At 61.9% G+C, this 13,320-nt stretch carries 16 protein-coding genes; 8 read left to right on the top strand and 8 right to left on the bottom strand.

The window, feature by feature from the left end:
* The first annotated feature begins 8 nt into the window (after nt 1-8).
* Genes dctP through CH292_RS28830 form a run of 5 tightly spaced genes read left to right on the top strand, consistent with a single transcriptional unit; the run spans nt 9 to nt 3,589 of the window.
* Nucleotides 9-1,289 (top strand): TRAP transporter substrate-binding protein DctP, encoded by a 1,281-nt coding sequence (gene dctP / locus CH292_RS06375; RefSeq protein ID WP_256977973.1) that lies wholly within the window; start codon nt 9-11, stop codon nt 1,287-1,289.
* A complete protein-coding gene (locus CH292_RS06370; RefSeq protein WP_094654295.1) occupies nt 1,286-1,750 on the top strand; it encodes a MaoC family dehydratase N-terminal domain-containing protein in 465 nt (154 codons plus the stop codon). The genes dctP and CH292_RS06370 overlap by 4 nt, the downstream gene beginning before the upstream one ends.
* Complete coding sequence (locus CH292_RS06365) at nt 1,747-2,136, top strand: MaoC/PaaZ C-terminal domain-containing protein (RefSeq protein WP_094627788.1); 390 nt, start codon at nt 1,747-1,749, stop codon at nt 2,134-2,136. Before CH292_RS06370 ends, CH292_RS06365 begins: the two co-directional genes overlap by 4 nt.
* Entirely contained in the window at nt 2,133-3,428 is a 1,296-nt protein-coding gene (locus CH292_RS06360; RefSeq protein ID WP_094654294.1) for a phenylacetate--CoA ligase family protein, read from the top strand. Before CH292_RS06365 ends, CH292_RS06360 begins: the two co-directional genes overlap by 4 nt.
* Nucleotides 3,425-3,589 (top strand): hypothetical protein, encoded by a 165-nt coding sequence (locus CH292_RS28830; protein ID WP_179277923.1) that lies wholly within the window; start codon nt 3,425-3,427, stop codon nt 3,587-3,589. Before CH292_RS06360 ends, CH292_RS28830 begins: the two co-directional genes overlap by 4 nt.
* A gap of 8 nt (nt 3,590-3,597) precedes the next feature.
* Here CH292_RS28830 and CH292_RS06355 read toward each other — a convergent pair whose 3' ends face one another.
* Genes CH292_RS06355 through CH292_RS06330 form a run of 6 tightly spaced genes read right to left on the bottom strand, consistent with a single transcriptional unit; the run spans nt 3,598 to nt 8,970 of the window.
* Nucleotides 3,598-4,428 (bottom strand): mycofactocin-coupled SDR family oxidoreductase, encoded by an 831-nt coding sequence (locus CH292_RS06355; protein ID WP_094654293.1) that lies wholly within the window; start codon nt 4,426-4,428, stop codon nt 3,598-3,600.
* Nucleotides 4,425-5,141 carry an ABC transporter ATP-binding protein gene (locus tag CH292_RS06350; RefSeq protein WP_094654291.1) on the bottom strand — a complete coding sequence of 239 codons (717 nt, stop codon included), beginning with the start codon at nt 5,139-5,141 and terminating at the stop codon, nt 4,425-4,427. The genes CH292_RS06355 and CH292_RS06350 overlap by 4 nt, the downstream gene beginning before the upstream one ends.
* Entirely contained in the window at nt 5,125-5,952 is an 828-nt protein-coding gene (locus CH292_RS06345) for an ABC transporter ATP-binding protein (RefSeq protein ID WP_094654290.1), read from the bottom strand. Before CH292_RS06345 ends, CH292_RS06350 begins: the two co-directional genes overlap by 17 nt.
* The gene (locus tag CH292_RS06340) at nt 5,949-6,881 is read right to left on the bottom strand and encodes a branched-chain amino acid ABC transporter permease (RefSeq protein WP_094654289.1); all 933 of its coding nucleotides are present in this window, start codon (nt 6,879-6,881) and stop codon (nt 5,949-5,951) included. Before CH292_RS06340 ends, CH292_RS06345 begins: the two co-directional genes overlap by 4 nt.
* Entirely contained in the window at nt 6,878-7,768 is an 891-nt protein-coding gene (locus CH292_RS06335; protein ID WP_019663128.1) for a branched-chain amino acid ABC transporter permease, read from the bottom strand. Before CH292_RS06335 ends, CH292_RS06340 begins: the two co-directional genes overlap by 4 nt.
* A 38-nt stretch (nt 7,769-7,806) precedes the next feature.
* Entirely contained in the window at nt 7,807-8,970 is a 1,164-nt protein-coding gene (locus tag CH292_RS06330) for an ABC transporter substrate-binding protein (protein WP_094627791.1), read from the bottom strand.
* A 219-nt stretch (nt 8,971-9,189) separates the two neighbouring features.
* On the opposite strand from CH292_RS06330, the gene CH292_RS06325 reads away from it, so the two are divergent.
* From CH292_RS06325 to CH292_RS06315, 3 genes are read left to right on the top strand one after another with little or no spacing between them, the layout of a single operon-like run.
* Entirely contained in the window at nt 9,190-10,119 is a 930-nt protein-coding gene (locus CH292_RS06325) for an alpha/beta hydrolase (protein ID WP_019663126.1), read from the top strand.
* 12 nt (nt 10,120-10,131) lie between these two features.
* Nucleotides 10,132-11,733, top strand: a complete 1,602-nt coding sequence (locus tag CH292_RS06320) for an NAD(P)/FAD-dependent oxidoreductase (protein ID WP_094627792.1) — start codon at nt 10,132-10,134, stop codon at nt 11,731-11,733.
* An 11-nt stretch (nt 11,734-11,744) separates the two neighbouring features.
* Nucleotides 11,745-12,050, top strand: coding sequence for an EthD family reductase (locus tag CH292_RS06315; RefSeq protein WP_019663124.1), 306 nt, complete (start codon nt 11,745-11,747; stop codon nt 12,048-12,050).
* 71 nt (nt 12,051-12,121) lie between these two features.
* Here the strand turns inward: CH292_RS06315 and pyrE are convergent, their stop codons facing one another.
* Nucleotides 12,122-12,661, bottom strand: a complete 540-nt coding sequence (gene pyrE, locus CH292_RS06310) for an orotate phosphoribosyltransferase (RefSeq protein WP_019663123.1) — start codon at nt 12,659-12,661, stop codon at nt 12,122-12,124.
* Nucleotides 12,662-12,718: 57 nt separating this feature from the next.
* The gene (locus CH292_RS06305; RefSeq protein WP_037112354.1) at nt 12,719-13,288 is read right to left on the bottom strand and encodes a LemA family protein; all 570 of its coding nucleotides are present in this window, start codon (nt 13,286-13,288) and stop codon (nt 12,719-12,721) included.
* Between the last annotated feature and the right edge of the window lie 32 nt (nt 13,289-13,320).

Below are 13,320 nucleotides of genomic sequence, written 5' to 3'. Positions count from 1 at the left end.
GGTTGAACGTGTTCGGTTTACCCAAAGCACTGTCCTGCATGGCCATTGCCGCCACCGTGGTCGTGGTGACCTCTTGCACCACAACGACCGAATCGAACAGTGGTGGCCCCGGCATCGAGTACGGCGCCACCCTGGATCAGTACCAGGCTGCCTTCGGCGACATCGAACCCGTTCACCTGTACGCACAAACACCCGGACCTCAGGGCTCGTTCGTCAGCGACAAGATGGAGATCTACTACGACGCAGTCACCGAGTGGTCGGGCGGGAAGGTGACCTTCGATATCTTCTACGCCAACGCCATCGCGGGAGCCAGTGAGATCGACGACGCATTGGGTGACGGCCGAACGGACATCGACGGCTTCGCCGTCGCGAACCAACCGGCCGAGTACCCGGCGGTCAACACGTTGGTCAACGCGTCCTTCCTCGGCGATATGTCTCCTATCGCAGGCATTCTCCAGTCGCACGCGTGGTTGCTCGAGTCCGCCTACGCAACAGAAGAAGTCGCGCAGGAATTCGCGGACAACGACATGCACCTGTTGATGCCGTCGTACAACGGGGGCGGCATGGCGCTACTGTGCACCGAGGAGGCGCAGACCCTCGACCAACTACGGGGACGTCAGATCTCTGCTGCAGGCCGGACTCAAGGCGCACAGATCAGCGGGTTGGGCGCCATACCCGTGAGTGCGTCGTATTCGGAGCTGTACGAGAGCCTGCAACGCGGCGTGGTCGACTGCACCGCGACCTCGGTGCAGAACGCAGTGCTGGGCGGGTACCTCGGTCTGACACCGGAGGTAGTCATCGATCCGGCCGCTGGCTTCGCTTTGACCTTCGGGTCGGTAGCGCTCAATGAGAACCGTTGGAACAGCATGCCGCTTCTCGTTCAGCAGTTGCTGTTCGATCGACTCGACGTCTTCCTCGAAACCAATATCCGCACGTCGTGGGATGCAATGGTGCAAGGAGTGCACGACATCCAGGACGCAGGCGGGACAATTACCGAATTCGCACCGGATGCACGAGAGCGACTACAGAGCGTCAACGACCAGCAACTCGAACTACTGAAGCAGTCCCCAGCGCTGGAGGACGCGGCCACCTCGATGACCGAATGGGCCGCAACCGCCTCGCGGTGGAGCACCCTCGTCCGAGATCTCGGTTACGACGAGACGATGACCTACCCGGAGTTCGCCGACTTCTACGACACCGACGCCATCGATCTCGGGCCCTACGTCGACGCCGTGTTCGACGAGGTTCTACTCGACCACCGCCCGGCCTCGCCGGACACGGAAGCATGAACGATCCCGTTGCCGTCACCGTCGGCGCGGAGCCGGTGACTCGCGAGGCGATCCGACGGTTCGTCGAGGCGCACGAGATGGCCGACCCACGCTTCGTCGACCCAGTCGACCCCATCGCTCCATGGGCAATGCTGTCCTCGTTCTCCATGCCTGCGTACTGGACGCCAGGAGACCCGTCATTGAGCGACGGCGCCCTCCCTCCGTTGCCGTGGGATGCGTGCGGCGTGCCCGCTGCCGAATCCGTGACCAACAGGATGGAATTCGATTACTTTCACCCACTACGACCCGGAGACGTGATCACTACCGAATACCGGGTCACTGGCGTGACGCCGAAACGAACAAGCGTGGGCGACGGCAACTTCGTGGATTTCGAGCTGACCTTTCTACGCCAGGATGGCACTGTCGTCGCACGCGAGCGGTGCAGCGTCTATCGGTACTTCCCGTTCGAGTCCCGACGATGAACGCACCTCTACCGGAGATCCGGCTGCCTCTGACGTTCCAACGGCTCGTGATGTCTGCCGCTGCCAGTCGAGATTTCGCTCCGGCACACATCGACCACGAGGCTGCACGAGCCGGCGGTGCGCCTGGCGCCTACGCAGACGTCATGTTCGTGCTCGCGATGTTCGAACGGTGCGTCGGCGAGTGGGCTGGTACGCGCGCCTCGCTCGAATCGTTACGGGCCGTCACCTTGCACGATTTCGTGCTGACCGGCCAGGATGCCGTCGTACGCGGCGTCATCGCCGACGAGTCCGAAACATCGGTAACCGTCGACCTGATTCTGCTGCAGGACAACGAGCGCCAAGCTGCCACTGCAACGGCAATCATGGTCCGGGATGGTATGAGATGACTACCGCGAATGCGCTGACCGAATCGATGACCGGCATCGCGGCGACCCGCTTCCGCGACACTGCACTGGTCCGTGCGCTCCGGCTCGCCCGAGAAGAGTCCCCCTTCCACCGATGGTTCTATGGAGACCACGCCGTCGATGTCGATTCCGTAGTCGACCAGCGGTCCTTCGCCCGGCACATCCCGGTTGCCCGCAAGGCCGACTATCTCCGCTACCAGGAACTGCATCCTGGCACTGTGCGGGACGACGTTCGCCAATTACACCTGACGAGCGGGACCAGCGGGGTGGGCAGGGAGGTACATCCTCGAACGGCACACGACCTCGCCGCGTTGGGTACCGGCGGCGCCTATCAGTACTTCTGGGCCGGGCTTGCCGCAGGCGAGAAGATCATGCTCACCATTCCGTACTCGCAGACCATGGCCGGGCCGTACTTCCAGGCATCCGCTCTCGCTGCCGGTCTCGTTCCGGTCAACGCATTCACCGGATCGACGGCCGAGCGCATCGACATGCTGCAACGTTTCGGCTGCGCCGGCATGTCCATCACGCCCTCCTATCTACACCGCATGACAGCCGAGGCCAAGCGTCTCGGGATCGAGCCGAAGCGCTCTGGTTCTGCGCTACGAGCAATCTTTCTCTCCGGTGAGCCTTACGGGATCGAGTGGGCGGAGTCGATGCAGGAGTTCTGGAGCGCCACAGTCCACGAAGGGTGGGGTGCAACTCAGACCCTCGGAGTGGTGATGGCGACCAGAACCGGTGCGATCGAGGAACACGGACGCGGCGTCCTCCACGGCATCGGACACCGTTGTCTCATCGAGGTCCTCGATCCAGACGGGGTCTCCGTAGCTCCTGGTGAGCGCGGCGAGATCGTGGTCACGACCCTTCGGACCCGTGGGTTGCCGAGCATACGATTCGGGATGGGCGACAGCATCCGGTTGCTGCGCGATGGCTTCTTTCCGGAGTTCGAGGCAGGATCGATCGGTCGCATCGACGACATGATCAAGATCAAGGGTATGAATATCTGGCCGAGCGCTGTGGATGCGGCGGTGCTCCGTGTGCCCGTACTCGACTACAGAGCGATTGTTCACACTGCCGATAACGGCAGCGAGTCCGTCGACTTGCAGCTGGAGATCGACGCGGCTGCCGACGTCGACCCGAACCTGATAACGGATATCGCGGAGACGATCAAGCGCACTGTCGGAATCTCGATGTCGATCTCTGTGCTACCCACCGGGACACTGGACGAACAGCACTTCAAGTCCCGACGCTGGACCGACCGAAGGGCAGTGCGATGACCGACTCGATCGAGCAAGAATTGGCCCGTGCCCGGGCGCATCTCGACGCCGTGACGCAGTTGGTGGCCGAACTTCCAGAATCACCGTTGCTCATCCAGTTCTGCGAACGAATCGACGCCCTGGTCGACGAGTTCGCTTGGGAACTGGGCGCACAAACCTGACTCTGCCACTATTTGATGAGGACTCCCGCATCGACGGGAATGGAAATACCTGTTACGTAGCGTGATTCGTCGCCCGCCAGGAAGAGCACCGCGTTGCTGACATCGTCCGGCTCGACATACGGAATGTCGAGCACGTGCATGTCATGCAGAAGCGGAACAACCTGTTCCCTGGTAGGTGCTTCCTCGTCGGGAAGGAACAGCTTGTAGATCGCGTCGTTCAACAGCATTCGAGTCTCGACGTTGGTCGGGTTCACCGTGTTGACCCGGATGTTCTGCGGGCCGAGCTCGTTTGCGAGGCTCTTCATCAACCCGAGGACACCATGCTTGGCCGCCGTGTAATGCGCGTTGTAGGGCAGACCCTTGGTGCCTGCAACGGAACTGATGAGCACCATCGAACCGCCTTGGCCTCCCGATAGTATGTGCGGAGTGGCCGCCGTCGTCGTATTCCACACGCCGGTGAGGTTGGTATCGATCATGTTGTGCCAATTCTCGGCGGACAACTCGTGCGTCACACCGCTACCCGCAATTCCCGCGTTGGCGACCACTACGTCTAGTCGGCCGAGTTCGCCTACTGCGGAATCGACGGCTGCGCGTAGCGCCTCGAGATTGCGGACGTTCGTCTTCGACGCGAAAATCCGCCGGTCGAGCGTCTCGACCATTCGCACCGTCTCCGCCAGATCGTCCTCGGTCGCAAGGTCGTACCCAACCGTATCGACGTCCTCGCATGCGTCCACTGCGATGATGTCGGCACCTTCGGCGGCGAAACGCAGTGCGTGGTTACGACCTTGCCCGCGGGCAGCACCGGTGATCAGGACTACTTTGCCGCTGAACCTGCTCATGCGCCCAACGCCGCCTCGCCGAGGAAAGCGAGGACCACCGAGGAGTGCGAGCGCGCTTCTTCGGCATTGCCGGAGTACACCGACTCACCGCGATTGACCACCACGACGTCGTCGGCGACGCGGAGGCCGGCTTCGGCGTTCTGCTCGACCATGAGCACTCCGAGTCCGCGGTCGGCGATCTCGCGGACACTTGCCATGACTGTGTCGACCACGGCGGGCGCCAGGCCCATCGACGGCTCGTCCATCATGATGTACTTCGGATCGGACATCAGCCCACGGCCGAAGGCGAGCATCTGCTGTTCACCGCCGCTCAGCAGCCCTGCGGGCCCGTCTTTGCGCTCACGGAGAATTGGAAACAATTCGTACGCGAGTTCGGTGTTCTTCTCGCGCTTCTCCCTGGTCGAGGTGTAACCCCCGATACGCAGGTTCTCCGCCACGGACAACGACGCGAAGACTTGACGACCCTCCGGTACGAGGGAGATTCCGCGTCGCACCACCTTGTGGGCCTTGAGTCCGACGAGCGAAACATCATCGAGAACGATCGCGCCCGACGTCGGCTCCACCAAGCCGGCGATGGTTCGCAGCGTCGTACTCTTACCCGCTCCGTTCGCCCCGAGAACCAGCGTAATTCGGCCGGGTTCGACCGTCAGGCCGATGTTCGTGACCGCGCTGACCTTGCCGTACTGGACGTGGAGATCACTGACTTCGAGCATCCTGTGCTCCTCGCTTCCCGAGATAAGCTTCCTGAACGCTGGGTTCGCGCACGACGTCCTGCGGCTTACCTTGCGCGATCAATACGCCGAAATTCATTGCGATCAGCGTGTCGCAGGTATCGACCATCATCTGCACGTCGTGTTCGACGAGAAGTTGTGTCAGGCCTTCTTCGCGCAACTTCTTCAACAGCTCCGACACATCCTCGCGTTCGGACTTGTTCATGCCCGCTGTCGGTTCGTCGAGCAGAAGAAGTCTGGGCGACATGGCAATTGCGCGGGCGATCTCCACCCGGCGCTGCAAGCCATAGGACAGCTCGCCTGGCCTGATATCCTCCAAGCCCGAGAGCCCAGTCCGCTCCAACGCCTCCGCGACCGCATCTTTCGAACGCTTCAGCAACGCCTTGCGCCCGAGCAACAACTCGCGGAGGCCACCTTCCTCGGCGCCGAGGTCCGCCCCGAGTGCGACGTTCTCGCGAACGGTCAAGTCCGGCAGTAACCGTACCGTCTGAAATGTGCGGGCAATGCCGAGCTTGGCGACCTTCTGCGAAGACACCTTCGCAAACGGTTCGCCTTCGAACGTCAAGGCACCACGTGTCAGGGGCGTCAACCGAGTGATCGCCGCCAAGAGGGTGCTCTTGCCGGATCCGTTCGGTCCGAGGATGCCGAAAATCTTTCCTCGGGTGATATCGAAGGAAATGCCGTCGACAGCCTTGATGCCTCCGTAATGAACTGCGACATCGTCGATTCCCAGTACCACGTCGGCTGTGGCGTGGCGGGCGACGGATTCTCGTGACACTGCGTCGGTAGTCAAGGCTTCTCCCCTATCTCGGCTAGGTCGAGTTCCTCGACCCTGTCGTCGGGCTCCTTCTTCCGAGCAACCCCTGCCAGTCGTTTCGCCTTGGACTTTCGAATCAGATCCAGGACGGTTCCGTAGATCCCACCGGGTACGTAGACGGCGGCGATCGCGACGATGATGCCGTAGACGATGGCCTGGTACTGCCCGACGATCTCGAGGTAGTACGGCAACCAGGTGAAAATGATCGCGCCGATGACGATGCCGAGCCACGAGCGGCCGCCGCCGACGATGATGATCGTCAGACCCAGCACCACCAACGGGAATCCGATACTCTCGGGTGCCACTGTGGTACGCAGGAGCACGTTGATCGCGCCGCCGAGGGCACCGATGAATCCACTGATCACGAACGAGCTGATTCGGTAGCGAGATACGTTGACGCCCATGGAAGCAGCCAACTCTGGATCTTCACGGACCGCGTCGATGCGCCGTCCCAGACGCCCCCGCTCACTCAACGCCAGAAGCGCGACGACGAGCACGGTGATGCCGATGATGTGACCGATGGTCAACTGCGGGAACGCAAGCGCGCCGAACAGTCCGACGGACGCGCCGGTCAACGTTCCACCGTTGTGCGCGACGACGGTGATGATCAGGTCGAACGACACCGTGGCCATGGCCAGATAGAGCCCGTTGAGCCGCTGCACCAGCAGCGCGAGCAGAAAACCGATCAGTCCGCAGACGATCATGATCGCCGCGATGGCTGCAAAAGAGCTGAATCCGTATCGGATCACGAAGATCGCGGCGCCGTATGAACCGAGGCCGTAGAACCCGGCGCCTGCGAACGAGAACACACCCATACGAAGCTGTACCTGAATGCTCAGTGCCAGCAACAGAACGGTGAAGGTGCTCTGAAACAGAACGATATGCGTGAAATAGAACTGACTCATACCCTTCGCACCTCCTTGCGGCCGAAGAGACCCTGCGGGCGAAGCAGCAGGACGAGGAAGATCATGCCGAAGCACACGGCGTCGACCCAGCCACCACCGGTGAATCGCAACACCAGAGTCTCCGACAACGCCAGAATGTAGGCGCCGGCAGCGACACCGGCCGTGCTCCCGACGCCACCGAGGATGATGACCGCAAATGCCTTGATCAGCAGTGTCTCACCGCTTTCCGGAGTGATGGCGCCGAGATTGAACGTGAGCAAGGCGCCCGCGAGACCGGCAAGACCACCGGCAAAGGCCATTGTGGACAGGGAGAGCTTTCGACGGTCGACTCCCATCAACGCTGCCGTTTCGGCATCGACACCGATGGCACGGAGCGCAAGTCCTGCCATGGACTTGCGCAGCCATATCGCCATCCCGACCGTGAGAATCACGGCGGACAGCACGATGATCAAACCGGTGTTCGAGATGCGAAGACCGAAGAGCGAGAACACCTTCACTGCATACGAACTGTTGGAGAATCCGAACGGTTCGGACTTGGTGACGTACTGGGCGATCGCGAGCGGGATGGCAGCAACGCCGATGCCGCCGATCAGAATTTGCAGCTCTGCGATCCGATGAGTCTTTGCCCTCCGCAGAATCGGTTGGAAAGCAAGCACTTCGATGGCTGTGGACAACAACGCACCCACGAACACCGACACCGCAATGACGCCGATCATCGGCAGCTGTTGGTCCTTGACCACCAGGTATCCGACGAACCCCGCGAACATGAAGATCGCGCCGTGCGCGAAGTTGAGGATGCCGACGGTGCCCCACACGAGGGACATGCCGAGACAGAACAGTACGTAGATCGATCCGAGTATCGCCGCATCGATGAGTGTCTGGCCCATGGTTTCAGATCACCTCTTCCGTGAACGTTCGGTGACCGTCATTCCGCCAGCAACCCTTCTGCGGTCCCGTCCCACTCGACGACAACTCCCGCCACTCGCTGGTCGTTGCCTTCGAACGTCACCGGTCCGACGGCGCCGTCGAATCCGGCCGTGGCCACGGCGTCGAGACCGTTCTTGATGTCCTCACGCGAGGCGCCGCCCGATTCCTTGATGGCCCTGGCGATCATCCATGCCGCGTCGTAGCCTTCGGCTGCGTAGTTGAGCGGGTTCTTGCCGTATTTGGCGTTGTAAGCCTCGACGAAGGAGACCGAAGACGGTGCGGTCTGAAGGTAGTTGAAGTCCGTCGCCCAGAACATTCCCGCGCCTGCAGGCCCTGCGGGCGCGAGGTTTCCGGCGCCTGCGGCGGGATTTCCGACGGCTGGGCCGTCGAAGCCTGCTTGGCGCAGCTGCGACATCGCGGTGGAATTCTGCGCACCGACGAGGAGGAACACCACGGCATCCGGCTTTTCGCCGACGATCTTGGTGATGGTCGACGCGAAGTCCTGGGTGGTCGACTGCACGCTGGTGCTCGAGAGGATCTCGAGATCCTCACTCTCCTGCAACGCGGGGAGTTGATTCTCGGCGATCTCCGCCAGTGTCGGCTGGCCTGCGTTGTAGAGCACGCTGATTCGCTTGGCGCCGAGGGTCTTCAGATGATCGATCGCCTTGGGGAAGTATGTCTCCTGGGGTGCGGTCGATCGGAACGTGTAGTCGCCGATGACGACACCGGCACTACCGGACTGGGTGAACACGACAGGAGTCTTCGACGACTCTGCTATCGGCGCCACCGCCACGGACTGCGCACCGGACACGGTGCCGAGGATGGCGGCGACGTTCGGGTTCGCAATCCCTTCGGTCACCTGACTCGCGGCTGTCTGGGCGTCGCCTGCGGTGTCGCGACTGTCGAGCTTCAGCGTGGAGTCGCCGAGGAACTTCTGCTCGTTGATCTCTTGGACGGCGAGTTCGATACCTTCGAGCTGGGAACCTCCGACGTACGCGAGCGTTCCGGTCTTGTCCGTCGTGGAGAGCACGGTGATCTCGGCGGGCATCTCCCCCGAGGCTGTTGCACCGGATGGGCCTGACCCACTACATGCTGCCATCGACAGCATGGCTCCGGTCAGCCCGAACAGGACCAGCCTGCCGGGACCCGTGGTGAACTTCATGGCTCCTCCTATTTCATGGCAATGATGCGCATGAACTCGTGATCGCTGTCACAGTAGAACCAAAACGTCGAGTTGTCCAGATCACATTTGAGGACAAAGTCGCAGCAGAAAAAGCCGTGACAACAGATGGTTGCGGCGAATGATTATCAGCGTTTAGAGTGAGGTGTATCACCTGAACGGATGCCGTCCGTAATTAGAACACTCCGAAGGAGTCCTGTCATGGCACTCGACGACGCCACCGCCGCGTTCCTCGCCCAAGCCGCCGAAGGAGGCGGTAAAGCGCTCCACGAGATGACCCCCGACGAGGTCCGCTCGATGAACGACACATTCATCGACCTCTACGGTCCAGGGCCCGAGATGGCGTCGGTCGAGAACCTGACGGTGGAGGCGGCGGATGGACATGCAATTCCGGTTCGCGTCCTGACACCTGACGACAGCCCACGCGGGGTGTTCGTCTACTTCCATGGCGGTGGCTGGGTCGTCGGCACACCGGATCAGTTCGACACACTTGCCAGACGCCTCGCGGTCGAGACCGGGTGCACCGTAGTGCTTCCCGACTACCGACTCGCTCCCGAAAACATCTACCCGACTGCAGCCGACGACGCATGGGATGTTCTGCAGTGGACCGCTTCTCGCTCCGATTCTGCGTTGCCGCTACTGGTCGGCGGCGACAGTTCCGGCGGCAACCTTGCAGCCGTCGTCGCGCAGCGAGCAGTGCGAGAGAACGGCCCGGCCGTCTCGCTACAGGTGTTGGTCTACCCCGTCACCGACCACGATTTCGACAACAGCTCGTACGCCGACCCCGCCAACCAGTTGATGCTCGACAAGACGTCGATGATCTGGTTCTGGGATCTCTACACACCCGATGCCGGAGTACGCCGCAACTGGGACGTGTCACCCTTGCACGCAGAGGACCTGTCAGGAGTGGCACCAGCAGTGGTGTTGCTGGCCGAACACGATGTTCTACGCGACGAAGGTCAGGCCTATGCCGAGAAACTCACCGCCGCGGGCGTACCCGTGGAGGTGAGAGTGTTCGACGGACAGATGCATGGCTTCTTCCAGTTCGTCAACATCCTCCCCGGAGCCGACGCCGGTATCGCGTACGTCGGCGAATCCGTTCGCGCCCATCTCACATCCGTTGTCGCCTGAAAGGAGTGTTCCGTGAGCACAAGCGATTTCGATGCCGTCGTCATCGGCGCCGGCTTCTCCGGCGTCTACATGACGCACAAGCTCGAGTCTCTCGGCCTGTCGGTCCGTGGATACGAGGCCGCAGAAACCGTCGGTGGTACGTGGTTCTGGAACACGTATCCCGGCGCACGATGCGACTGCATCAGCATGGAATACGCGTTCACGTTCTCCCAGGACATCATCGACGAGTGGGAGTGGACAGAACGCTATCCTGCTCAGCCGGAGATCCTGCGTTACATCGACTTCGTCGCCGAGAAACTCGATGTCAAGAAGCACTTTCGTTTCGGAGTACGTGTCGAATCAGCGGTCTGGGACGAGGAGGCGTTACGGTGGACGGTCGGCACCGACGCCGGTGAATACGTCACCGCCAAGTACCTGATCACCGCCGCGGGATGCCTCTCGACGTCATCGACACCCGACTTCGCGGGTCTCGACGCCTACGAGGGCGAGACGATCCATACCAGCGCGTGGCCGCGCGACGGGTTCGACTTCACCGGCAAACGGGTCGGCGTCATCGGCACCGGATCTTCTGGTGTTCAGGTGATCCCGAAGATCGCCGAGCAGGCCGAACATCTGACGGTTTTCCAGCGCACACCTGCCTTCAGCCTCGACTGCGGCAATCGCCCATTGACCGAGGACGAGAAGCAGTCCTTTCGAGCCGACATCGAGAACTTCAAGGTCGCATCGAAGGCGTCCGGGGGCGGCCAGCCCGTGGACACATTGTCAGTCAACACATTCGACCACTCCGAGGAAGAGCGATTGGCGGTGTTCGAGGAACGATGGAGTCGCCATCGGGCCATCGATCTCATCGCTGCCTACCCGGACCTGCTCAGCAATCGGCAGGCCAACGACACCATCGCCGAGTTCTTCCGCGGCAAGATCCGATCCGTCGTCGAGGACCCTGAACTTGCCGAGGCACTCTCACCTCGCGAGCATCCCTTGGGGGCCAAGCGAATCACACTCGATACCAACTACTTTCAGACCTATAATCGCGACAACGTATCGCTCGTGAGCGTGAAGGATGCGCCGATCGAAGGATTGACTCCGACCGGGTTGAAGACCGCCCACGACGAATACCCGCTCGACGTCATAGTCTTCGCCACCGGTTTCGACGCCATCACCGGCCCCCTGCTGAAGATCGACATCCGTGGACGCAACGGGAAGTCACTGCAGGACAAGTGGACCGACGGTCCCACCACATATCTGGGTATCGCCGTCGACGAGTTCCCCAATCTGTTCACCTTGACCGGCCCCGGTAGCCCCAACGTGTTGACCAACGTGGTCTGCGCCATCGAACAGCACGTCGAGTGGACAGCGGACACCGTCGCACATCTGGAGTCGATCGGCGCCAGGACATTCGAGGCCGACGAGACCGCAGCAAAGGAATGGACCACGCAAGCAATCGAACTCGCCGACACCACGCTTTACCCCGAGGGCAACTCCTGGTACACCGGCGCCAACATCCCAGGCAAACCTCGCATGATCATGTCCTACGTCGGCGGACTCAACGTCTACCGCGACATCTGCGACGACGTCGCATCCAAGGGTTACGAAGGCTTCACGATCACCCACTAGAAGGAGCTCGAATGTTTCGCATCAGCATCGCCTACAACCACCCCGAGAACCCCGATGCGTTCTTGGCACACTACCGAAGCGTGCATGCGCCACTGACCGCGAAGATGCCCGGCATCATCTCGTTCGAGTGGGGTGTGTCAGAAACACTGGACGGATCCCAGCCTGCACACTTCGTCGTCGGCAACCTGAACTTCCCGTCCAAGGACGACGCCATTGCAGCCCTCGGATCCGAGGAGGGCAAGGCCGGTGCCGACGACATGCCCAACTTCGCCGGAGCGGGCTTCGTCATGGATATGCATGAGGTCGAGGTGGCCTGAGGCGCTCCGCGCCTGGTGGTGTGGTTGGGTGCCCCCTGGGGCGCCTAACCACACCACCAGCGGCGAAGCCGCTACAGACCCAGATCGGCCAAGCCGAGCAGCGAGCGGTATTCGAGCCCCTCGGCAGCGATGACGTCGTCGGCTCCGGTTGCCCGGTCGACTACCGTCGCAACTCCGACGACGACTGCTCCCGCGTCGCGGAGCGCCTTCACCGCAGTCAGCGGTGAGTTCCCGGTCGTGGTCGTGTCCTCCACGACCAACACCCGCTTGCCGACGATGTCGGGTCCTTCGATCTGACGCTGCATACCGTGCGCCTTCGCGGCCTTGCGTACGACGAAGCCGTCGATCGGGCGGCCTTCCGCGTGGACGATGGACAACGCGACGGGATCAGCTCCCATCGTCAGGCCGCCGACGGAGTCGAAGTCCCAATCGGCCACCAGTTCGCGCATCAGGGTTCCGATCAGCGCGCTCGCGCGGTGATGCAGCGTTGCGCGTCTGAGGTCGACGTAGTAATCGGCTTCCTTGCCGGATGACAACGTCACCTTGCCGTGGACTACGGCCAGTTCACGAACCAGCTCGGCCAGTTCGGCACGCTGGGCACTGTCGGCCATGTGCGGTTCCCTTCGATCGATTCAGTCGATGAATCTACCGGCCGGAATCCCGCAGGCTCATGCGGGCACGTCCTCCGGCTTTTCGTCGGCGACGAGGTCGACGTGCTCGACGAACGGCTCGGGCGGAACGACCTTGAGTGCGGTGGCCATGGGCTTGGTCGCGAACGACCTGCGTAGCTCCGCCAACGCGTACGCGTTGTCGTTGTACACGCGCACTGCGCCGGCGATACGCTTCTCCGTCGTCTCCAGGTCGCCGGCGGGGCCCTGGAAGGCCCAGTTGGAGCGTAGCTTCGGGTGAAGATCGGACTCCGACAGCACCGCATGCACCGCCGCCGACAGCGCGTTCTCGGCAGCTGCCTGAGCTTGCAGACCCAGATTCTTGTCTCGTACCGCCTTGGACCACGACCTCGCGCCGACGAGCTGACGAATCAGCTCCTGGTCCAGGCCGGACGATTCGACGGCCGCGATGAAGGGCTCCAACTGAACGTGGCGACGCTCCAGCTCCACGGTCACCAGCTGCCTGCTCGCGGCCGTGTTCGACCGACAACGCCGTACCCGACGCTCGACGCTCGCCGCGTAGGCGAGAACTGCAAGTACGAGGATCGCCACGATCACGAAAACAGTCACAAGGTCTGAATTTAACGGTGATACTCGAATCG

The organism is Rhodococcus sp. 14-2470-1a (genome assembly GCF_002259425.1).
In the GTDB taxonomy this organism is placed as follows: domain Bacteria; phylum Actinomycetota; class Actinomycetes; order Mycobacteriales; family Mycobacteriaceae; genus Rhodococcoides; species Rhodococcoides fascians_E.
The sequence above is the reverse complement of the archived record's forward strand: the minus strand, read 5'-3'. Positions and strand labels throughout refer to the sequence as shown.